Source organism: Acidobacteriota bacterium (assembly GCA_018001935.1).
In the GTDB taxonomy this organism is placed as follows: Bacteria; Acidobacteriota; JAAYUB01; order JAAYUB01; family JAAYUB01; genus JAGNHB01.
Genome location: JAGNHB010000045.1, coordinates 20220 through 41231, shown reverse-complemented (window position 1 = coordinate 41231; position 21012 = coordinate 20220). Strand labels below are relative to the sequence as shown.

Annotated in this window: 18 protein-coding genes and 2 tRNA genes; 14 read left to right on the top strand and 6 right to left on the bottom strand. The window is 67.8% G+C overall.

Annotated features, from left to right (window positions below):
- Positions 1–73: 73 nt before the first annotated feature.
- A complete protein-coding gene (locus KA419_15410) occupies positions 74–1705 on the top strand; it encodes a VCBS repeat-containing protein (GenBank protein ID MBP7867323.1) in 1632 nt (543 codons plus the stop codon).
- A gap of 371 nt (positions 1706–2076) precedes the next feature.
- The gene (locus KA419_15405) at positions 2077–2640 is read left to right on the top strand and encodes a transposase (GenBank protein MBP7867322.1); all 564 of its coding nucleotides are present in this window, start codon (positions 2077–2079) and stop codon (positions 2638–2640) included.
- A 185-nt stretch (positions 2641–2825) separates the two neighbouring features.
- Here KA419_15405 and KA419_15400 read toward each other — a convergent pair whose 3' ends face one another.
- Positions 2826–3365, bottom strand: coding sequence for a DUF1697 domain-containing protein (locus tag KA419_15400; GenBank protein ID MBP7867321.1), 540 nt, complete (start codon positions 3363–3365; stop codon positions 2826–2828).
- 490 nt (positions 3366–3855) lie between these two features.
- On the opposite strand from KA419_15400, the gene KA419_15395 reads away from it, so the two are divergent.
- From KA419_15395 to KA419_15360, 8 genes are all read left to right on the top strand, one after another.
- Positions 3856–4128 carry an RNA-binding S4 domain-containing protein gene (locus tag KA419_15395; protein MBP7867320.1) on the top strand — a complete coding sequence of 91 codons (273 nt, stop codon included), beginning with the start codon at positions 3856–3858 and terminating at the stop codon, positions 4126–4128.
- A 146-nt stretch (positions 4129–4274) separates the two neighbouring features.
- Complete coding sequence (locus KA419_15390; protein MBP7867319.1) at positions 4275–5135, top strand: HD domain-containing protein; 861 nt, start codon at positions 4275–4277, stop codon at positions 5133–5135.
- Positions 5128–6186, top strand: coding sequence for a flippase-like domain-containing protein (locus KA419_15385; protein ID MBP7867318.1), 1059 nt, complete (start codon positions 5128–5130; stop codon positions 6184–6186). Before KA419_15390 ends, KA419_15385 begins: the two co-directional genes overlap by 8 nt.
- An 80-nt stretch (positions 6187–6266) precedes the next feature.
- On the top strand, positions 6267–7883 hold the full coding sequence (locus tag KA419_15380) for a WD40 repeat domain-containing protein (protein ID MBP7867317.1): 1617 nt from the start codon (positions 6267–6269) through the stop codon (positions 7881–7883).
- A 391-nt stretch (positions 7884–8274) separates the two neighbouring features.
- Complete coding sequence (locus KA419_15375) at positions 8275–10170, top strand: acetate--CoA ligase family protein (protein MBP7867316.1); 1896 nt, start codon at positions 8275–8277, stop codon at positions 10168–10170.
- A 12-nt stretch (positions 10171–10182) separates the two neighbouring features.
- Positions 10183–12855 (top strand): cyanophycin synthetase, encoded by a 2673-nt coding sequence (cphA, locus tag KA419_15370; protein ID MBP7867315.1) that lies wholly within the window; start codon positions 10183–10185, stop codon positions 12853–12855.
- 8 nt (positions 12856–12863) lie between these two features.
- Positions 12864–13355 carry a Holliday junction resolvase RuvX gene (ruvX, locus tag KA419_15365; GenBank protein ID MBP7867314.1) on the top strand — a complete coding sequence of 164 codons (492 nt, stop codon included), beginning with the start codon at positions 12864–12866 and terminating at the stop codon, positions 13353–13355.
- 263 nt (positions 13356–13618) lie between these two features.
- A complete protein-coding gene (locus KA419_15360; GenBank protein MBP7867313.1) occupies positions 13619–13855 on the top strand; it encodes a YdeI/OmpD-associated family protein in 237 nt (78 codons plus the stop codon).
- On the opposite strand, the gene KA419_15355 is transcribed toward KA419_15360, so the two are convergent.
- Entirely contained in the window at positions 13798–14331 is a 534-nt protein-coding gene (locus tag KA419_15355) for a hypothetical protein (protein ID MBP7867312.1), read from the bottom strand. The two genes, KA419_15360 and KA419_15355, sit on opposite strands and share 58 nt — an antisense overlap.
- Before the next feature lie 295 nt (positions 14332–14626).
- On the opposite strand from KA419_15355, the gene mltG reads away from it, so the two are divergent.
- Positions 14627–15916 (top strand): endolytic transglycosylase MltG, encoded by a 1290-nt coding sequence (gene mltG, locus KA419_15350; protein MBP7867311.1) that lies wholly within the window; start codon positions 14627–14629, stop codon positions 15914–15916.
- 177 nt (positions 15917–16093) lie between these two features.
- On the opposite strand, the gene KA419_15345 is transcribed toward mltG, so the two are convergent.
- Together KA419_15345 and KA419_15340 are read right to left on the bottom strand one after the other, a co-directional pair.
- The gene (locus KA419_15345; GenBank protein MBP7867310.1) at positions 16094–17074 is read right to left on the bottom strand and encodes a hypothetical protein; all 981 of its coding nucleotides are present in this window, start codon (positions 17072–17074) and stop codon (positions 16094–16096) included.
- 16 nt (positions 17075–17090) lie between these two features.
- Positions 17091–18011: an exopolyphosphatase gene (locus KA419_15340; protein ID MBP7867309.1), complete on the bottom strand. Its 921-nt coding sequence runs from the start codon at positions 18009–18011 to the stop codon at positions 17091–17093.
- 178 nt (positions 18012–18189) lie between these two features.
- On the opposite strand from KA419_15340, the gene KA419_15335 reads away from it, so the two are divergent.
- Positions 18190–18486 carry a hypothetical protein gene (locus KA419_15335; protein ID MBP7867308.1) on the top strand — a complete coding sequence of 99 codons (297 nt, stop codon included), beginning with the start codon at positions 18190–18192 and terminating at the stop codon, positions 18484–18486.
- Positions 18483–19508 (top strand): hypothetical protein, encoded by a 1026-nt coding sequence (locus KA419_15330; protein ID MBP7867307.1) that lies wholly within the window; start codon positions 18483–18485, stop codon positions 19506–19508. Before KA419_15335 ends, KA419_15330 begins: the two co-directional genes overlap by 4 nt.
- A 629-nt stretch (positions 19509–20137) precedes the next feature.
- Here the strand turns inward: KA419_15330 and KA419_15325 are convergent.
- Both KA419_15325 and KA419_15320 read right to left on the bottom strand, forming a co-directional pair.
- Positions 20138–20212 (bottom strand) — tRNA-Cys (locus KA419_15325).
- A gap of 55 nt (positions 20213–20267) precedes the next feature.
- Positions 20268–20342 (bottom strand) — tRNA-Gly (locus KA419_15320).
- 157 nt (positions 20343–20499) lie between these two features.
- Between KA419_15320 and KA419_15315 the strand changes: the two genes are divergently transcribed.
- Entirely contained in the window at positions 20500–20967 is a 468-nt protein-coding gene (locus KA419_15315) for a hypothetical protein (protein ID MBP7867306.1), read from the top strand.
- The last annotated feature ends 45 nt before the right edge of the window (positions 20968–21012 follow it).

Sequence of the window (21012 nt, the reverse complement as noted above, 5' to 3'; positions counted from 1 at the left end):
CGCCCCCGATTCGCGCCGGGTCGCCGAACGGGCGGGGGGGGGGTTGAGTACATCCCTTTTAAAGGAGGAGGTTATGAAGAAGCTTCCGGGGGTCTTCGCCACCCTTGCCTTTCTCACCGCGGCCGCCCTGGCCCAGGGTTACACCATCGACCACTTCTGCACCGACGTCCACCGCATCCCCGACTATTGGGTCCTGCAGGCCAAGAGCACCCTGCTGGTCGGCTACGGCCACACGTCCCACGGCAGCCAGCTCGTCACCGGGATCGAGGCCTTCCGGGGCAGCGACGGCGACCTGTTCTATTTCGACTCGGCCTACTGGGGGCTCCACGCCGGCGTCTTCCTCAACGACTACTGGGGCAATGCCGGGGGCGCTTCCGACCTGGGGCACAACGGCGACCTCGCCTGGCGCGACGCCACCGTCGCCATGCTCAACCTCCCCGCCAACGACCGGAACGTGGTGATCTGGTCCTGGTGCGGCGGGGTGAGCGACAACACGGAGGCGGGGATCGACGCCTACCTCAACGCCATGGACGCCCTGGAGACGCAGTACCCCGGCGTGAAGTTCGTCTACATGACGGGCCACCTGGACGGCAGCGGCACCACGGGGACCCTGAACCTGATGAACCAGCGGATCCGCAACTACTGCACCACCCACAACAAGATTCTCTTCGACTTCGCCGACATCGAGAGCTACGACCCCGACGGGGCGACGAACTACCTGGCCCTGTTCGGCCTGGACAGCTGCGAGTACGACAGCAACGGCGACGGCAACCCCTGGGGCGACGCCAACTGGGCCGTCAACTGGATCGCGGCGCACCCCGGCCACGAACTGGCCCAGATCGCCTCCGCCTGCGGGGACTGCGCCCACTCCGAGGAGCTCAACTGCGTTCGCAAGGGCCGGGCCTTCTGGTGGCTCCTCGCCCGCCTGGCCGGCTGGGACGGCGTCTCGTACAAGGCGCCCTGCGATTTCGACCGCAACGGCAAGCCCGACCTCCTGTGGCGGAACCTCTCCACCGGCTCCAACTCCATCTGGCTGATGAACGGCGCCGCTTACGCCGGGAGCCTGCCCCTCGCTTCCGTCGAAACCGCCTGGTCCCTTGTGGGGGCCGCCGACTTCAACAACGACGGCGAGGCGGACCTCTTCTGGCGTCACCCGTCCTCGGGGGCCCACTCCATCTGGGCCCTGGACGGCAACGCGGTCACCGGTTCCCTGGCCTTCCCCTCCGTGGCCGCCCCCTGGTCCCCCGTCGGCCTGGCCGATTTCAACTTCGACGGGCTCACCGACGTCCTCTGGCGAAACAGCTCCACCGGGGCCCTCTCCGCCTGGTACCTGGCGGGGACCGCCCTCGAGGGCCAGGCCATCCTCCCCTCCGCGGGCACCGCGTGGACGGTGGCCTCCGTGGCCGACTTCAACGGCGACGGCCGCCCCGACCTCCTCTGGCGGCACACGTCGGGGGCGAACTCGCTCTGGTACCTCGCCGGCGAGACCGTGACGTCCACGTCGGCCTTCCCCTCGGTGGACGCGGCCTGGGAAGTCGCGGCGTCGGGCGACTTCAACGGCGACGGGAAAACGGACCTCGTCTGGCGGAACACCGCCAGCGGCGACCTGTCCGCCTGGTACCTGGACGGGCCCGCCGTCCTCTCCTCGGGGCCGCTCACGCCCGCCACCGTGCCGGACCTGGCCTGGCGGGTGGTGAACCGGTAATCACCCGTCAGAGCCGCGACCGTAAGGGAGCGGTCGACAGTCAGAGCCGCGACCGTCAGGGAGCGGTTGTCAGTCTGAGCCGCGACCGTCAGGGAGCGGTTGTCAGTCTGAGCCGCGACCGTAAGGGAGCGGTCAGTCTGAGCCGCCACCGTAAGGGAGCGGTCAGTCTGAGCCGCGACCGTAAGGGAGCGGTTGATTGATTGGCTCCACTATTGCCCGCTTGCTTACGCGCGCGGCTCTGACTGACCGCTTGCTTACGCGCGCGGCTCTGACTGACCGCTTGCTTACGCGCGCGGCTCTGACTGACCGCTTGCTTACGCGCGCGGCTCTGACTGGTTGCGCGCGGCTCTGACTGACCGAAGGAGGATCTCATGACTTCAGCCGAGATCCGCGGTGTGCATTCGCCCAGCACGTCAACCCCTCTCGCCTACTTTATCACCTTTCACACGTACGGAACCCGTCTGCACGGCGACGAAGCGGGCTCCGTGGACCGGGAGACGAACATCTACGGCATGCCGTCCCTCCCAAGGCAACCGCGCAGGGTAGCCTTCGAGAAAGATCTCATGAACGGCCCACCCTACGACCTCGATTCTCCCCGACGAAAAATCGTTCTCGCCGCCATTCTCGAAGTCGTGTCCTGCCGGGGCTGGAAGCTCGCCGCCGCACACGTGAGGTCCAATCACGTTCACGTGGTCCTGTCGGCGCCGAAACACCCCGACCGCGTGATGAACGATCTCAAGGCCTACGCGAGCCGGCACCTGAATGAGATGCGGATCGACCCGGAGGGAAGAAAGCGCTGGGCGCGACACGGAAGCACCCGTTGGTTGTGGACGGACGAGCAGGTGGACGAGGCGATCTCTTACACCCTCGAGGAGCAGGGCGAGCCCATGGAAGTCTGGGACGGCCGCCCGACAGCGGGTCGGGTGCCCAAGTAATTCAGAGCCGCGACCGTCAGGGAGCGGTCAGTCTGAGCCGCGACCGTCAGGGAGCGGTCAGTCTGAGCCGCGACCGTCAGGGAGCGGTTGATTGATTGGCTCCACTATTGGCCGCTTGCTTACGCGCGCGGCTCTGACTGGCCGCGCGCGGCTCTGACTGGCCGCGCGCGGCTCTGACGGCACCGTCACTCCGCCAATTTGAGGACCGTCTTCCAGTTGCGGGTGGTGGCCGCCACCGAGAGCTTCTTCTCGAAGAAAGCATTGGAAAGCGTCGTCCGGGCATAGCCCGCCGGGCAGTGCAGATAGACCTCGCGTTCCCGGATCTCGAAGGCATCCGGAGGGAAGGACCGTTGTTCCAGATCCCGTACGGCCCCGGTGTCCGGCGCCCGGTCGAGGAAGGTGACGTGCAGATGGAGCGGGTCCACACCCCCGCGTGCGATGAAGGGGTTCCCGAGGGCCACCCGGCGCAGGTCCTCCCGGGTCCGCAGCAGCACCCCGACCGGGAAGCCGAAGGAACGTCCGGCCGCTTCGGCGATGCGACTCGCCAGGACGTCCTCCCCCTCTCCGCCCGGTTCCGTGAAACGGACGTTTCCGCTCTGGATCACGGTGTCCACGGCCATGAACCCCAGGCCCCCGAACAGGGCTTTCAGGGCGTCCATTCGAACCGGCTTTCGGCCGCTCACGTTGATCCCCCGCAGCAGCGCGACGAACTCCTGGTTTTCCATCCCCCGCCCCCTTCCCCGCGGATTCGACCGGCCGACCTGACCCGGCCTGGAGGTCGCAGGAGAGGAACACCCTGGGCCGGGCACTTTTCATGTCCTCCCCATTCACCCCGGTCGATCAGCCTTGACACCGTCGCAAAAAGCCGGAAATCGACGGGAACGTGGTTGTAAGACCGTGGTTCGAGCCGCCGCCCGGAGGGCGATGGTACTGGTTGCGACCGCATCGACCCTCAGTTTATTGGGAAAACCCGGAAAGATCAACCCGGATAAACCGGAAAAGGGAACCACGAAATACACGGACGGGGTCCCGTGGCCGGGGCATGAGGCTCACGACGGCCCTGTTTGAACGGCCAGGCCCAAACCCCTTCAGCCTGACGGCCTTCAGCCAGTCGACCTTCCGATGGTGACAGGGGAGGCATCAACGGGGTTGGCATTCCCCCCGAAATCGGTTAGAATGCCCGCTCGCCAAGCCGGCGGGAAAGGACCGCACGCCGTGAGACTCGACCTCTTCCTGAAAGTGAGCCGGATCGTTCCCCGGAGACCCCTGGCGAAGGAGTTCTGCGACCAGGGGCGCATCCGGGTCAACGGCCTGGCCGCCCGGGCGTCCCACGAGGTCCGGGCCGGCGACCGCATCGACGTGGACGGCTGGGACGCCACCCGCGCCTGGCGCGTGGAGTCGGTCCCTGAGGGCCGGAACGTGAGCCGCGGGGCGGCCCGGGAACTCGCGGTCCTGCTGGAGAGCACGCGAAAGGACATCCTGGAATGAAGACCAAGTACATCGCCCACTACGGGCCCAACGAGATGGTGGACGCCCCTTTCCTGGCTCACCGGAAGGAGATCCGCTTCAAGAAGACCGGCGGGGAGTACCTCTTCCTCGTGCTGGCCGACCGGACCGGGACCCTCTCCGGCTTCATGTGGGACAACTGCGAGGTCTTCAAGGACAAGTTCGAGGCCGGCGACGTCGTCCAGGTGAACGGTCTCACGCGGGAGTACAACGGCGCCCTGCAGGTCACGGTCCACCGGGTCCGGAAGCTGGCCCCCGACACCGTGGACCTGGGCGACTTCCTGCGCTCCACCGAGAAGAACCCCGACGACACCTTCGAGGCCCTGATGGAGGTCCTCCGGGCGGAAGTCCGCATGCCCCCCCTCCGGCAGCTCCTCGAGGACATCTTCGCCGACGAGGCCTTCCGGAAGCGCTTCAAGGCCTGCCCCGCGGCCAAGGCGCTCCACCACGCCTACATCGGCGGGCTCCTGGAGCACACCGACTCCGTGGTTCGCCTCTGCCGGCGGGCCTGCGACCACTACCCCGCGCTCAACCGGAGCCTCCTCCTGACAGCGGCCACCCTCCACGACCTCATGAAGACGGAGGAGCTGAGCTGGGGGAAGAGCTTCGAATACACCGACGAGGGCCGGCTCATCGGGCACATCACCCTCAACGCCCTCCACCTCGACCAGCGGATGCGGCAGATCCCCCTGTTCCCCGCCGAGCTGCGCATGGAACTGCTCCACATCGTCCTCAGCCACCACGGGGAGCTGGAGTTCGGGTCCCCCAAGCGGCCCAAGACGATGGAGGCGCTGGTCCTGTCCTACCTGGACGACCTGGACGCCAAGGTGCAGTCGTTCCGGGAGGCGGCGGCCCAGCCGGGGGAGAGCGACCGGTGGACCCCCTTCAACACCAACTTCCAGCGCTTCCTCTACCGGGAGAGTTCTCCCGACCACCCCCCGGCGGAGCGCCCGGGGGACACGCCGGAAACCGGGGCGCCCGATGCGTGACAAGCCCCGGAAGGTCCTGGTTTTCCTCCTGAAGATCGCCGTCACGGCCTTCCTGCTGGTCTACCTCTTCCGCACCAAGGACATCGACCTGCGAAAGGCGTTCGCCGTCATCGGCGCCGCCGACCTCTGGGTCCTCTTCGGCGCCTTCTGGCTCCTGATGGTCGGGCAGTACCTGTGCTCCATCCGGTGGGGGATGCTTCTCGCCCACCTCGGGATCCGGATCCGCCAGTGGCGCCTGTTCCAGTTCTACCTCATCGGGATGTTCTTCTCGAACTTCTTCCCCTCCATCATCGGCGGCGACGTGGTGAAGATCTTCTACGTCAAGCGGGACTCCGGCCGGCCGCTGATGTACGCCTTCGCCGCCACCTACCTGGAGCGGGCCGCCGGGTTCGTGGCCCTGCTGGGCTTCGGGATCGCGGGTTCGCTGTATCACCCCTACGCCCTGGGCGCCGCCGACTTCCGCCCCATCGGGTGGCTGGGCCTGCGGGAGGTTCCCCTCTGGGCCGTGGTGGCGGCCCTGACGGTCCTCTTCCTCGCCGCCAACGCGGTGCTGTTCAGCCGGCGGCTCTACCGCTGGACCGTTCGCCTGCTGGAGCGCGTCCGCCTGGCGAAGCTCGGCGGCAAGATCGCCCAGATGGGCGAGGCCATGCACGCCTTCCGCCGCCGCCCCGCCGCCCTGGTCTGGCCCACGGTGCTCTCCTTCGTCAACATCGGGATGTTCATCACGATGAACTGGCTCTTCGCGAAGGCCCTGGGGCTCGCGGTCCCCTTCCCCGTCCTCGCCGCCATCGTGTCCGTCATCGTCGTGCTGGTGATGCTCCCCATCAGCATCAACGGCCTCGGCCTGCGGGAGACCGCCTTCGTCGTCTTCCTCCTCCCCGTGGTGGGGGACACGCCCGACCACGCCGCCCGCCTGGTGGCCCTCTCGCTGCTGAACTTCCTGAGCGCCGTGATCTCCTCCCTCCCCGGGAGCCTGTGCTACTCGCTCCTGAAGCGCGAGACGGCCCTCGACGACATCGAGCGGGAACTCGCCGACGACCGGCCCGCCTGAGCCCCGCTCAGAATTTTCTTGCGACCTTCGGGTTTTTCCCTTATCATTTAATCAAATATCTCGTGAGAAGGAGGAGCGGTATGTCTTTCAAGCGCCTCGTGCTCCTGACGGGAGCCGTGTTTCTGCTCGTCACCCTCTGCGGGTGCGACTTCACCCAGTACATCGCCCACTACGCCAAGATGGCCGGCTGGAGCACCACGGTCTCCATCCAGAACCCCCACCGGGAAGATGTCAGCGTAACCGTCGTCGCCTACGGGGACAACGGCGTCCAGGCCGCGTCGAAGGGCATCACCATCCCCGCCCGGGGCTACTATTCGAACACCGTCCAGAACATCTTCGCCCCCACCAACATCCCCGACACCGGCTCCCTGAAGATCACGGCCTCCGAACCCTCCAACGTTCCCAAGGTGAACAGCCTGGCCCTGTTCGACTACGGCGCCGGCCCCGCCCTGGGCGGCCTGCAGTCTTTCGCCAACCCGAACCGCGTCGTGCATTTTCCCTGGTACGACAACGTGTCCCCCAACCAGACGGGTATCGCCATCCTCAACACCTGCAACTGGCCGATCCAGGTCCACCTGAAGGCGTCCAAGGACGACGGCACCACCTATTATTCCAGCGACTACTACCGCCTGGCCCCCCACCAGAAGATCCTGGGTTACGCGTCGGACTTCTTCGGCTCCGGCGTGACCGGGGCCAAGACCACCGTCAACGCCTGGGCCAGCGGCCCCATCGCCGGCTTCATGATCCTCCACAACAACACCCTGCAGAAGGTGGAGGCCATCAACGGGATCCCGGACGTCATCGTCGAACCTTACTTTATGCTCCCGGTCAGCACGGGGCCCAACGTGGGCTCCACCCCCCGCCGCATGGAGTTCACCCGCGACGGCAACTACCTCGTCATCCGCACCGCCGACGGCTACAGGGTCTACAACCGCTACGACAACACCATTGTGGCTTCGAGCACATCGTACAACTTGGGCGACCTCTGCCTCGACCCCACGGGGACGTTCATGTACATCTCCGACCGGACGGACGGCAAGATCTGGTCCTCGGGCGTCCCCACGGGCTCGGGGATGTGGGTCCGAACGGAACGGGCCTCCCTGGCCGATGTCTATCGGATCTGCGTCTCCCCCGACGGCCGCTACCTGGCCGCCAGCGCCGACACCGAATACCGGATCTGGGACATCGACGACGGCTACAGCCTGGTGACCTCCGGCACCATAACCGGCGGCGACCTGTACGAATGCAAGTTCACCAACGACTCGCGCTACCTGCTGATCACCAATCAGGCGAACGACACGCTGATCCGCTACGACACCGTCGGGCACACGCAGAACACGACCGCGCTGTCCCAGACCCCGCGCAACTTCGTCCAGAGCACCATCGACGGCACCATCTACATCGCGACGGACACCGCCTCGATCCTGAAAGTCAACGGCAGCACCTTCGCCACCTCCGGAACGATCAGCCTCTCGGGCGACACCTATTTCCTCGCCCTCTCCCCGGACAGCAAGCTCCTCTACGCCACCGACTACACTGCCGGAACGCTCTTTGTCTACGACCTCTACCAGGGCGGCTGGCGAATCGAGGGGACCATCAACGCGTCCTATCCGTATTGCTTCACGATACCGCCCGAAGGCGACGCCTTCTTCTACATCACGCACTCGGGGGACTTCCCCATCAAGTGGCAGTACTGACCCCTGCCTCTTTCTCGCCGGCGGCCCCCCCGGGCCGCCGGCTTTGTTGTTTCAGGCCGCGGCCCGACACCCCCCGACAACATTGACCTCCGCGCAAAGAGTATTGTTTTTGCCCGCGAATCACGCGAATGAACGCGAATCAGAAATCAATAATCTTTAGATATTATTCGTGTTATAAATTCGCATATATTCGTGTTATTCGCGGGAAATCTCCCTTTCGCGACTTTTAGCGGGACCGTCGTCCTTGACTTTCCCCGTCGATTCGGGTAGCTTGGGCTTTCCCCGGTAGCGTGCCGAACCCCGCTCCCGGATGCAGGACCGGCGACCGCCCCCCGGCCGGGCGGCCCGACGTCCGGCACCTTGTCCCGAACAACACCATCTGGAGGATAGCATGCGCGATTTCGAGTCCAAACCGGTCCGGGTCCTCAACGGGTCGAACCGTTACATGAACTGCCCCGCCTGGGTCTTCACCCTGGCCGTCCCCCCGGAGCTGCGCGGCGCCGACCGCTTCGCCCCGGCCCTCCACGGGCTCTTCCCGCCGCTCGCGCAGCGGGAGTGCGCCAACACGGGCGAACTCTTCGCCGAGGCCCTCCTCCACGTCCTGCGGATGGACATGGACCTGTACCTCCGCGACCGGAGCGTCGCCGAGGTCCCGGAGGGCTACGAGATCGCCGTGGCCTTCTTCGACGAGCGGGTCACCGAGGACGCCGTCGACGCCCTCTCCGACCTCTTCCGCGACCTCGCGGAGCGCCGCGAGCCCCGCCGTTTCGCCGAGGACTGGAAGCGCCTCCAGGCCGACTTCGACCGCACCCTCTTCGGCGGGCCCACCCTCTACTCCCTCATCGAGGCGGGCCTCAAGCGCGGCATCCCCGTCCACTACCTCTGGGAGGAAAACCAGTTCATGTGGGGCTACGGGGTCCGGCAGGTCCGCGGGCGCTCCACCACCTTCAGCGTGGACGGCATCAAGGACACCGAGTTCACCATGTACAAGGACATGGTGAAGGAGTTCCTGCTGATGTGCGGGTTCCCCACTCCCATCGGCAAGAACTGCTTCCACGAGGACGAGATCGTCGAGCAGGCCGAGGCCCTGGGCTACCCCGTGGTGGTGAAACCCGTGGCCGGCCACAAGGGCCAGGGCGTGACCACCGGGGTCCGCTCCGCCGACGAGGTCCGGCAGGCTTTCTGGAACATCAAGGAACAGGCCAAGGAAGCCGGCGTGTACTTCGACGGCGCCATCGTGGAGCAGCAGGTGGAGGGCACCGACCACCGCCTGCTGTCGGTGAAGGGCAAGTTCGTGGCGGCGCTCCAGCGGGTGCCCGCCTACGTGGACGGCAACGGCGCCGACACCATCGAAACCCTCATCGAGAAGGAGAACGCCACCGTCGCCCGCATCGACAACGCCCGCTCCCCGCTCTGCAAGATCAAGGTGGACGAGAACCTGGTGGAGTTCCTCACCCTCCAGGGCATGAACCTGCGCACCGTCCCCGACGCCGGCCAGCGGGTCTTCCTGCGCCGCGTGGCCAACATCTCCGCCGGCGGCGTCTCCATCAACGTCACGCCCGCCATCCACCCGAAAAACGTGAAAATGGTGGAGGACATCGCCCGCTTCTTCAACGTCACCTGCCTCGGCATCGACGTCCTCTGCAAGGACATCTCCAAGCCCTGGGACGAGGGGAACTTCGGCATCATCGAGATCAACGCCGGCCCCGGGATCTTCATGCACCTGGTCCCCGCCATCGGGCCGTCCATCGACGTCCCGGGCGCCATCATCCGGGCCCACTTCCCCGAGGACGGGAGCGACCGGGTCCCCATCGTCGCCGGGAACCGCATCACCCCGGAGATGGCCTGCCGGATCCGGCAGATCGTGTCCCGCCAATCCCCCGGCACGGGCTTCGGCTCCCTGACCGAGGAGGGGATCGCCTTCGACGGCAGCCTGTTCTTCAAGGGCACCTCCCACCACCAGAACGTGAAGGTCGTCCTCCGGAACCCCCGGACGGCGTTCGCCGTCTTCAGCCACCCGAAGGAGAAGATCCTCGCGTCGGGCATGTTCCACCACGGCGCCGACCTGGTCATCCTCGACAACCCGGCCCCGGAAGAGGAGATCCTCGCCCGCGACCTCCTTCCCGGCGGCATCCTGGTGGACATCCGGGAGAACAAGGCCCGGGTCCTGCGCAACGGCGAGGAGGAGGCCCACTTCAAGCTTCCCTCCGGTGACGACCGCGACGGCAAGCTGGTGGAGCGCCTCGAGGACCGTTTCGTGGAGCTGATCGGGAAGTACGACCGTTAATAGAGGGCGCCCATGCACGATCCCCTGGAACCGTACCGCGACTACCCCATCGAACCGGGACCGGTGACCGTCCAGGGGATCAAGGTGATGTTCGGCGCCAACTACTTCAGCGCCCACCCCATCGTCGCCATGCGAGTCAACCTGGGGGCCTACGACGAGGTGTTCACCAACCTCATCCCCGGGTTTTTCGAGGAACTGAAGCGCCGCCTCCCGACCCTGGAACAGCACAAGTGCTCCGAAGGGGTCGAGGGCGGCTTTTTCACCCGGGTGATCGACGGGACGCTCCTGGGCCACGTCATCGAGCACAGCGCCATCGAGCTGCAGTCCCTCGCCGGCATGAAGGTGTCCTACGGGAAGACCCGCGGCACCAACACGCCCGGCGTCTACAACGTCATCTTCCACTTCCGGGACGACGTCGCCGGGATCTACGCCGGCAAGGCCGCGGTGAACCTCGTCAACGCCATCCTGCTCGCCCGGCCCTTCGATGTCGATCGGGCCCTGGCGGACCTGGTCGCCATCCGCGAGCGCAAGCTCCTCGGCCCCTCCACCCAGGCCCTGGTGGAAGCGGCCCGCAACCGCGGGATCCCGACCCTCCGCCTCGACGAGTACAACCTGGTCCAGCTGGGCACCGGCCGGCACGCCCGGCGGGTCCGCGCCACCATCACCGCCGGGACGGGCTTCATCGCCGTGGACACCGCGGACAACAAGTACCTCGCCGTCCGGATGCTCCGGGACGCCGGGATTCCGGTCCCCGAGACGGCCCGGGTCCGCGTCCCGGCCGACATCGCCGGGTTTTCCCACCGCTTCGGGGGCGCCCCGCTGGTGGTCAAGCCCCTCCAGGGGAGTTCCGGCGAGGGGCTCACCCTCGGGGTCCGCGACCCGGCCGACATCGAGGCCGCCTTCACCCGGGCCGCCGCCGTCGACCGCCACGTCCTGGTCCAGCCCTTGGTGGAGGGCGACCTCTTCCGCCTGCTGGTGGTGAACGACCGCTTCGTGGCCGCGACCCGCCTTCGGCCTCCCGCCGTCACCGGCGACGGGGCCCGCACGGTGGCGGAGCTGGTGGACGCCCTCAACCGGGAACCCGACCGGGGCGTCGGCGACAAGACCCCGCGCAGCCGGGTGGACCTCGACGCCCACACCCTCGAACTCTTGGCGCGGGAGGGGTTGTCGCCCGACGCCGTCCCCGAACCGGGGCGAAAAGTGGTCCTGAAGGTCTCCCCCAAACCGCGGACGGGCGGCGACACCGAGGACGTCACCGACCTCGTGCACCCCGTCAACCGCTTCCTGGCGGAGCGTGCCGCCAAGGTGATCGGCCTCGACGTGGCGGGGGTGGACGTTCTCGCCCCCGACATCGCCCGGCCCATCCTCGACGGCGGCGGGGTCGTCCTGGAAGTCAACGCCGCCCCGGATTTCCGGATGCACCTCAACCCCTCCGCGGGCAACGCCCGGGACGTTGCCGCGCCCGTGGTGGACATGATGTTCCCCCCGGGCTCCCCCGTTCGCATCCCCGTGTTCTCCGTCACCGGCACCCTCGGGAAGACCACCACCGCCTTCCTGATCGCCCACTGCCTGCGCCTGCAGCGCCTCCAGGTGGGGATGACCTCCACGGAGGGGATCTTCATCGCGGAGAAGTGCCTGATCCGGGAAGACGCCGCCTACCCCGAGCATGTGGCCCTGGTGCTCCGCGACCCCACCATCGACGTGGCCGTGCTCGAGACCTCCCGGGAGGGGATCCTCCGGCGCGGCCTGGGTTACGAGCGGGCGGACTTCGGCATCGTCCTCAACGTCGCCGACGACCACCTCGGCTCCGACGACATCAACTACCTCGAGGACCTGGCCTACGCGAAGTCGGTGGTGGCGGAACAGGTCTACCCCGAGGGCTGCGCCGTCCTCAACGCCGACGACGAACTGGTGATGGAGATGACCCGCCGCGTGGACTCCCGCCTGATCCTGTACAGCCGGGGGGAAACCAACCCGGACGTCCGTCGCCACGTGGAGCAGGGAGGGACGGCGGCGATCCTCCGCGGGACCGACCTGGTCATCCTCAAGGGCCGGGAGGAAGTCCGGATCATGGACCTGGTGGACGCCCCCCTGACCTTCGAGGGGAAGGCCATGCTCAACGCCGGGAACCTTCTGGCCGCCGCCGCCGCCCTCCACGCCTTCGGGCTCCCCCCCGAAAAGATCCGCCAGGGGTTCCGCTCGTTCTTCCCCGACGCCGCCAAGCTCCCCGGGCGACTGAACCTGGTCGGCGTCCGGGACTTCCGTGTCCTGCTCGACTACGCCCACAACAAGAAGGGCCTGCTCGCCCTGAAGGACTTCCTGGCGACCTTCGCCGAGGGGAAGGTCGGGGTGCTGGACGCCCCGGGCGACCGGTCCGACGAGGACATCGTCCAGATGGGCCGCATCGCCGCCGGGATGTTCGACCGCGTGGTCCTCTACGAGGGCATCGACGACCGCGGCCGGAAACCGGGCGAAGTGACCGGCCTGCTGGGGGAGGGCCTCCGGAGGGCGGGTTTCACGGAAGCGATGCTCTCCGTCGTTCCCGAGCCCGAAGCGGCCTGGACGGAGGGCCTCCGTCACGGCAACCCCGAAACGCTCGTGGTGATCCTCAGCGGGTGCAGCGCGCGGACCCTGCGCCTGATGGAACGCTTTGCCGCGGACGGTCCCCCAATCCCCGCGAAATGAGGTGACGCATGACCCAGCAACTTCGCATCCTCGGCCTCGACATCGGCGAAAGGACCATCGGCATCGCCTCGTCCACCGCCGGCGGCGCCTCCCCGTCCACACACCCCACCCTCCGCCGCGCCAGCCTCAAGGCCGACCTGGACTCGCTGACCCGGCTGAGCGCGGAACTGCAGCCGGAAGTCGTCCTGGTGGGCTACCCGCTCACGCCCCAGGGCGAGGTGGGCGACTCCGCCCGCCGCGCGGGGAAAGTGGCCCGCAAGCTGGCAGGGCGGCTCGGGGTCCCCGTGCTCGGTGTCGACGAGCGCTACTCCACCCGGGAGGCGGAGGAAATCCTGCGTTCGCCCCAGCGCCGCAAGAAACGGGGCGGGCCCGACAACCACGCCCTCGCCGCCGTCCTGATCCTCCAGCGCTGGCACCGGGAGGGGGACGCGGTCGTGCTCGCCCGCTGGCCCCTTCCGGAGGGGGAGGAAGACGGTGAGGAGGCCGGAACCGAAGACTGAAGTTCCAACGCGCCGTCCCGGCGCGGCCCCCCCGTTCCTACGCGCCGTCCCGGCGCGGATCCCCCCGTTCCTACGCGCCGTCCCGGCGCGGATCCCCCGGTTCCTACGCGCCGTCCCGGCGCGGCCCCCCCGGTTCCTACGCGCCGTCCCGGCGCGGATCCCCCCGTTCCTACGCGCCGTCCCGGCGCGGACACCCCCCCTGATGCCCTGCGCCCCCCCCCTGGAACCCCCATGAGCGACCACCCGACCAGGACGCGGCGTATGTGGACATCCCCGCCGACCTGCGCCAGGCCCTGGATGCCGACCCCGAAATCGCGGAGTTCTTTGCGGGGCTCTCCCACACCCACCGCAGGGAGTACGTGAACTGGATCAACGAGGTGAAGACAGCGCCCACCCGGGAAGGCCGGGTTCAAACAACCGTCCGGATGCTCCGCGAGAAAGGCTATCCCAACCGGTCGAGGTTGTCCCGGACGAAGGCCAGGAGCCGGTCGGCCAGTTGACCCGCCAGCTCCGCCCTGCGGGCGTCCATCCCGCGGGTGAAGCCGGCGAACGCCTCGGTGGCCGTGGCGTCCGCAAGCGCATCGTCGGAAGGCTCCCCGCCGCACCGGTCCCGGAGCCAGCCGGAGACCGCGTCCAGGGAATCGGCCAGGCCCTGCGCCCCGATCCGCCCGGCGTCCTCGCGAAGGGTCGCCCGTTCAGCGCCGTCGAGCCGCCGGCAGAGTGCCGAGACCCCGCCGGCCGCCAGTTCCCGCCAGGCGAGGAAGACCCGGTGGAAGCGCTGCTGCTCCGCCGTGCGCTCCCCCATCACCGCGCTCAGGCGCTGGAGGGGCTCCTCGGCTTCCGAGGCCTCCCGAACGCTCATGCACACCCCCTCGCAGACGTTGACCCCGAACAGCTTCGGGTTGGACTGCAGCATCCGCTCCGCCGCCAGGATCGCCTCCTGCCGCTTCCGCTCGTTCCCGTCCATCTCGACCATGCCCGCTCGCCTCCCGGACCGATTTGCGCAGGCGCCCGCGGGGGCGCCGCACCCGCCCATTCTCTCACAACACCCGGGGGAGGAACAATCGGCTTGCCACCTTCCGGGGGTGCTGGTATTCTGGAGCGCCCGGGACCGGGGCATCAAAAGAGGGCCGCCGTCGCCCCGTGAACCCCGCCGGGCCCGATTTCGTAATAGAGGATGGCCACCCGGTTCGCGGCCCCTTCGCCGCCCCAGGGGAAGGCGTCACCCGGCCCGCGACGGTCCGGGTGGAATCCGGCCGAAACGAGAGATCATGACCACCGAAGCTGTTGACCCGGCAGAATGTGCTCAGCCCGAACCGGAGGACTTGACCGGGGAGACGACCCACCCCGACCTGTCCCCCGGCCCGGCGCCCGGGCCGGAGGCGCCCCCGGACCCCGACGACGAGATCACCGGCCCCCTGGGGCCGCCCCCGGCCCCCGCCCCGGTGGCGCCGGGGGCGACCGGCCCCGGGGAGGGCCGTGAAGAGGCGCCCCGGAAAGTCTCCGGCCTCGGGTTGAAGCTCCGGCGGGTCCGGCTCCGCTGGTGGGTCCTGGCCACGCTCCTGGGCCTTCTGCTCGTCGGCGGCGCCCTCCTGTACCAGCGCGTGAGCACCGCCCTCTGGACGCCGTACCGGGGCTACACCGGCCCGTGGGCCCAACTGACCGTCCGGGCGGGGGCGTCGGCGGACCAGGTGGCCCGCGACCTCGAAACCCGGGGGGTCATCCGCGACGCCCCGATCTTCGCCCGCTACCTGAGCTGGGAGGGCCTGGGGGACAAGCTCAAGCCCGGGGTCTACCGCTTCACCCGGCCCATGACGGGGGTGGAGGTGGCGGCGAAACTGGCCGCGGGCGACGTCTTCCGGGTCAAGGTGACCCTCCCCGAGGGCTGGACGGCCGCCCGGATGTTCCGACACCTGGAATCGCTGGAGATCGGACGTTTCGACGCCTACATGGCCGCCTGGCGGGACCCCGGCCGCGTCGCCGACTTCGCCCCCGCCGCCGAGACCCTGGAAGGCTACCTTTTCCCGGACACCTACTTCCTCTCCCCCGACGCCACGGAGATCCAGGTCATCGACACCCTGGTCGGGGGGTTCCGCCGCGCGGTGCTCCCCGTCCTGCGGGAGGCGTCGCCCCCGGGCGCGCCGCTCGGGGTCGAGGAACTGGTGACCCTGGCCTCGGTGGTGGAGAAGGAGACCGGCATCGCGACCGAGCGGCCCCGGGTGGCCTCCGTCATCCACAATCGCCTGGCGAAGGGGATGAAGCTCCAGTGCGACCCGACCGTCCTCTACGCCCGGTGGCTCGAGACCCGGTCCACCGACACCACCATCTACAAGAGCGACCTCCAGCGGGACCACCCCTACAACACCTACGTTTATGCGGGGCTCCCCCCCGGCCCCATCTGCAACCCCGGCCTGGCGGCCGTCAAGGCGGCCTGCAAGCCCGAGAGCACCCGTTACCTCTACTTCGTGGCCGACGGCACGGGCGGCCACACCTTCACCGCCGACCTGGCGTCCCACAACCAGGCCGTCCAGCGCTACCGCCGCCTTCCCCCGCGCCGGTGACCCTCCCCGGGGTGGCATCCCGTTCGAAAAACGCCAAGTCAGCCCCGAAGAAAGCAGCGAGGACACAGAGGACCTGAAGGGCACCGGGATCAGGTGTGAAAGCCTGCCTCCGTGTTCATCCGTGGTTCGGTCGGGTTGCGGCCAGCGGCTGCCCCGGGTGTTTCGCGGGGGTCGGGGTCACATTCGGGGATCTCCCGTTCCGGGAAGCTCCGCCGCGAAGCGCTCGAGGGCCACGAGGTCGGGGCGGGGGGCATCTCCCCCGGCCAGGGCCCTGCGCATCCGGCCGATCTCGTCCAGGACGAGTTGCCGCAAACGGGGGTTTTCACGCAACTGACGCCGATTGAACGCGATGAAGTGAAGGGTTTCCGTCGAACACGCGCCGTAACGCCGGACCTGTCGGATGAAGAAATCGCCGAGGGCCGCGGGGATCTCGAGCGCGTCCGGCGCGTCGGCCTCGCGGTACTCGTGGACGGTCTTCTGGCGGAACGGGTCGAAATCGGGCTTGCGAATGCCGTCGAAGCGGTCGGCGTAACTCAGGAAGAGGAAGCTGGTGGGCACCGCGACCCGGGCCTCGTTCCGGCCCGGCTGCCGGATCACCCAGGCGGCGATGGCGTGGTTCGTCAGCGGCCAGAACAACCCGACGCCCCTCACCCCGAGCTTCCCGGCCAGGAAAGCGAAGAGCGCCGAGATCTCGTCGCACTCCGCCGTGGCCGTGACGACGGGCTCTCCCCCGGGCGGGGCGAACCGCCTCCACTGGGCCCAGATCGCCCGGGAGTCGGGCGGCCGGTCGGTGATCTCCCACCGGACCCCCCACCAGCCGGCATCCCGCACCGCCTCGAAGACGGTGCGGACCGCGACGTAATCCCGCAGCAGAAGCGGGTCGCCGGCATCGAGCCCGTGGCGGAGCGCGAACCCCCGGAACTCCCGGGCCATTTCGGGGCGACGGGCCAGTGTGGCGACTTCCTCCCGGAGCCGGGCGACGAACTCGGCCAGGGTGACGGTCCGGCCGGGGAAAGCCTCGGGGGAAGGGTCTTCCGTGAGGGAATCCCCGGCGGCTGGAGGGGTTGGGGGCTTTGAGACGACGGTCTGGGCAGGGGTCCCGCACCCGCCCAGCGCGAGCGGCACCACCAGGGTCAGCAGAAGGGCGGCGCGGGCCACGCGATCACCCGGGGGCTCACTCGCGCAGGGCGCCGATCAGCTCGTCCCGCACCGTCTCCCACCGTTCGGCGGGCACCTGGCAGGTCCCCACCATCTTGTGGCCTCCGCCCCCGTACTTGAGAAGGAGCGAACCGACGTCCGTCCGGCAGGTGCGGTTGAAAATGCTGTGGCCGCAGGAGAAGACCATCCGGAGGCGCCCCCGGCCCCACAGGACGCGCAGGGAGACGTTCTGGCCGGGGAAGAGGACGTACTCCTTGAAACGGTTCCCCGAGACGATCTCCTTCACGTCGTGGAGGTCGATCAGCAGGACGTTCCCGAGAGCCGCGGCACAGGAGCGGATCATCTCCTCGTAGGCCTTCTCCTGCTCGAAGTAACGGGTGACGCGTTCCTGCACGTCGGGGACCTTCAGGACCTGGTCGACGGGCAGGGTCCGGCAGTAGCGGATCATGTCCTTCATGAGTTCCTGGATGGTGATCCGGTAATCGCTGTAGCGATCGAGGCCCGTCCGGGCGTCCATGATGAAGGAGACCAGCATCCACCCCCGGGGGTTCATGACCTCTTCCATGGTGACCTGGCCGCTGTCGCTCCGGTCCACGGCGTCCATGAGGCCGGACTCGTCGAATTTGCGGAAACGCTCCCGGCCCCCGAAGTAGTTGTAGACCAGGCGCGCGCAACTGGGCGACGGGGCGCTCGTGCCCCTGAAGTGGTGCTCTTTCATGAGCTTGAGACGTTCCATCTCGCTGGAGTGGTGGTCGAACCAGAGCCCGCAGCCCGGGATGAAGGGAACGTTGGTCAGGACGTCGTTGGCGGTGACCTGGACCAGGCCGTCCTGGACGTCCTTGGGGTGGACGAAGTGGTAGCTGTCGATCACCCCGGCTTCCGCCAGCAGCACCCCACATACCAAGCCGTCGAAATCGGACCGGGTCAGGAGTCTCATCGTCTCACCTCGCGCCGGAACATGATCGAATAAATTCTTTCCCTTTTAACCATTCGATGTCAAGCAAATTCTAAAACGCCCAAAGAGGCGGGCCCCGTCGGCGCGACGGATTTTCCCGTTGAATCGCACCGGGGATCGTGGTTTAATGCGCCCTTGTTCCGCGGAGAGGGAGCGATCGATGACGAAAACGACCCGAACGACCCCGAAGAAAAACCGAAACACGTGGGGGGCGAAATTTCACCGCCTCGCAACCTGCTGGCTGCCCGTCTCGCCCCAGCGGACGGGAAAGTGCGTCCAGTGCGGGGCCTGCTGCAAACTCCCCGTCACCTGCCCGTTCCTGAAAACCGGCGCCGACGGCAAGTCCCACTGCGGGATCTACCGCCTCCGCCCGCCCAACTGCCGGAAATACCCCCGCACCCGCCGTGACCAGATCACCGAAAACACGTGCGGGTACCGTTTCGAAACCGATAAATGAAACACTCACCTCGGCTTGCGTCCAACGGACCGCTCCGGCTGCTCGGGCTCGTCTCGCTGCTGTGCCTCCCCGTCTTCGCCGGACGACCGCTCCCGGACGCCACGCCGGCGAGCCCGCCGTCGCCCTCCCCGCCCATCCGGGCGGAGGCCGAACGCGTCGTGGTCCCCGTCACCGTGACCGGCGCCGACGGAGAGGTGGTCCGGGGGCTGCGGCAGGCTGATTTCAAGCTGTTCGTCGATGGGAAGGAGGTGCGGGATTTCCTCTTCCTCGACGACCAGGACGCCCCCGCCACCGTCGGGGTCCTCATCGACCGCAGCTCCGTCGCCGTGGGCCGCCAGGTCCCGTGGATCCGGAGCTTCCTCGAAGGGTTCTTCCACCGGACCGACCGGAAGGACTCCCTCTTCATGGCCACCTACGGCCTGGAGTGGGAGGTGATCGTCCCGGCGACGTCCGACCGGTCCGCGCTCATGGGGGCCATCTACAACCTCGACCCCGTCATGTTCCGGGACGCCAAGACCAAATGGGTGGGCACACCCGGCGAGACGCGGAGCTACTCGCCCTTCAACCGGGGGTTCCCCCCCAACAAGACCGCCATCGCCCTGGACCGGGCCCTGTACGAGCTCGCCCGGGCCCAGACCCCCCGCAAGGCCATCCTGCTCGTCTCCGACGGGGACGAGAACCTCTCGAAGGTCACCCTCAACCACATCCAGTACTTCGGGGTCCCCGTCTACACCCTCTACGCCGAGGGCTCCGGCTTCGGGGAACGCAGCCTGTTCCGCCGCGGGGCCATGGTCAAGCGCCTCAGTCTGGAATCGGGCGGCGCCCGCGTGACCGCCGGCGAAGGGGCCAACCCGGTCGACGCCGGCAAGGGCGTCGCCGACCTGGTCCGCAACCAGTATCTGGTCAGTTTCGTCCCCGACGAGTCCCTGAAACGCTCCAAGACCCACCAGGTCCTCGTCCGCCACGCCCGGGAGGACATCACGCTCTCCTACCGCCGGTCGTTCCGGTTCGTGAGGGAGTAGGCCGAGGGGATAGGCTGTAGGCTGTAGGCTGAAGGCTGTAGGTCCGGAGGTATTCCCATCGGGGTCGGTATCGGTATCGGTATCGGTATCGCAGTCGCAATCGCAGTCGCAATCGCAATCGCAATCGCAATCGCAATCCCTATCGCAATCGCATCGCCGTCGCTGCCGCGGTCCCAACCGGGATCGGCGGCCCCCCTGGCGACGGCAGCCCGCAACCCTCGATCGCCGCCCTTCCCTGTGGAGTGCGGCGCGAAGGCTGCCGGAGCGCCGCTTTGACCGCGCCGCGCAGGCCGCCGGAGCGGCGCGGCCCTGCGGGGGCCGTGCGTCGTCCGGAAGAGGAAGCACAAGGGCGCACGAAGGTTTTTTCCAAAACGGGCAAGAATCGAGTGCAACGCTTTCCTCCCGCCGCCTTCGGGGCGGGTTTGTCCTTGTGAGGCGTCGCCGGGTCCCCGGGGCGGCGCCACGGACGCCCATCACGGCGTCACGGTCCGGCTTGGGTCCGCCGTCGTCCGCGGCTTGCCCCGGGCTGAAACGCCTTTCCCCTTCGGGGAATGGAGGAGAGGGGGGCACAAATCAAATAAAAATGAAAAACCCGGCGGGACACGCCGGGTCGAGTGCGGGGAAGAAGATGGAGGCGGCGAGCGGAGTCGAACCGCTGAATGGAGGTTTTGCAGACCTCTCCCTTGCCACTTGGGTACGCCGCCCGGGCAAAGCCTCGAAAAAAACGAGCCCTCCCGGGCTCGGTTTCGGTCAAAAAACTGGAGCGGGACACGAGATTCGAACTCGCGACTTCAACCTTGGCAAGGTTGCACTCTACCGCTGAGTTAGTCCCGCTCAGCGAAGGGTTTTTAACACGATCCCGGCCGCCTTGTCAACACTTTTTTCCATGCCGGCTCGGCCCCGGTCCCGGGGAAAAAAACCTGTTGACATTTGATCGGGATTGGTCAAAATGAGGCGACTTCGATGATGCAGGTGAGGCATGGAAAACGAAATGGTGAATCACGATAGCTTTGGCCTGGAGGCGGGGCGGCCCCTGTCCCTCCAGCCTCGCAGGCCCGGTGAACGGCCCGACGACCTCGACGCCCCCGACGACGAGGTCAACGAACCCGAATTCGAGGAACTGCCGGCAGACAACCACTGGGAAGACGGAGAGGACTACGACGACGCCGAGTGGACCGAGGACGGCGCGGAGGAGTGGGACGACGACGACGAAGACGAGGAGGAGTGGGACGACGACGACGAGGAGGAGTGGGACGACGACGACGAGGACCCCGAGGACTGGGACGACGACGAGGACGACGACTACGACGAGTGGAAGGACGACGACGAGTGGGACGAGGACGGGCCGGCCGACGACGAGGAAGGCTGGGAAGAAGACGAGGGGTACGAAGAGTGGGAGGGCGACGGCAAGTCGTCCAAGAAGTGGGGGAGAATCAGCGGGGACGAAGCCGACTGGTGACGTCCCCGTTCGGACGCCCCCCGCGCATACACACCGCATTCAACC

Excerpts from the sequence above, each read along its gene's own strand:
- KA419_15410 (MBP7867323.1), top strand. The coding sequence starts at position 74 with ATGAAGAAGCTTCCGGGGGTCTTCGCCACCCTTGCCTTTCTCACCGCG.
- KA419_15405 (MBP7867322.1), top strand. The coding sequence starts at position 2,077 with ATGACTTCAGCCGAGATCCGCGGTGTGCATTCGCCCAGCACGTCAACC.
- KA419_15400 (MBP7867321.1), bottom strand. The coding sequence starts at position 3,365 with ATGGAAAACCAGGAGTTCGTCGCGCTGCTGCGGGGGATCAACGTGAGC.
- KA419_15390 (MBP7867319.1), top strand. The coding sequence starts at position 4,275 with ATGTGGGACAACTGCGAGGTCTTCAAGGACAAGTTCGAGGCCGGCGAC.
- KA419_15385 (MBP7867318.1), top strand. The coding sequence starts at position 5,128 with ATGCGTGACAAGCCCCGGAAGGTCCTGGTTTTCCTCCTGAAGATCGCC.
- KA419_15380 (MBP7867317.1), top strand. The coding sequence starts at position 6,267 with ATGTCTTTCAAGCGCCTCGTGCTCCTGACGGGAGCCGTGTTTCTGCTC.
- KA419_15375 (MBP7867316.1), top strand. The coding sequence starts at position 8,275 with ATGCGCGATTTCGAGTCCAAACCGGTCCGGGTCCTCAACGGGTCGAAC.
- cphA (MBP7867315.1), top strand. The coding sequence starts at position 10,183 with ATGCACGATCCCCTGGAACCGTACCGCGACTACCCCATCGAACCGGGA.
- ruvX (MBP7867314.1), top strand. The coding sequence starts at position 12,864 with ATGACCCAGCAACTTCGCATCCTCGGCCTCGACATCGGCGAAAGGACC.
- KA419_15355 (MBP7867312.1), bottom strand. The coding sequence starts at position 14,331 with ATGGTCGAGATGGACGGGAACGAGCGGAAGCGGCAGGAGGCGATCCTG.
- mltG (MBP7867311.1), top strand. The coding sequence starts at position 14,627 with ATGACCACCGAAGCTGTTGACCCGGCAGAATGTGCTCAGCCCGAACCG.
- KA419_15340 (MBP7867309.1), bottom strand. The coding sequence starts at position 18,011 with ATGAGACTCCTGACCCGGTCCGATTTCGACGGCTTGGTATGTGGGGTG.
- KA419_15335 (MBP7867308.1), top strand. The coding sequence starts at position 18,190 with ATGACGAAAACGACCCGAACGACCCCGAAGAAAAACCGAAACACGTGG.
- KA419_15330 (MBP7867307.1), top strand. The coding sequence starts at position 18,483 with ATGAAACACTCACCTCGGCTTGCGTCCAACGGACCGCTCCGGCTGCTC.
- KA419_15315 (MBP7867306.1), top strand. The coding sequence starts at position 20,500 with ATGGTGAATCACGATAGCTTTGGCCTGGAGGCGGGGCGGCCCCTGTCC.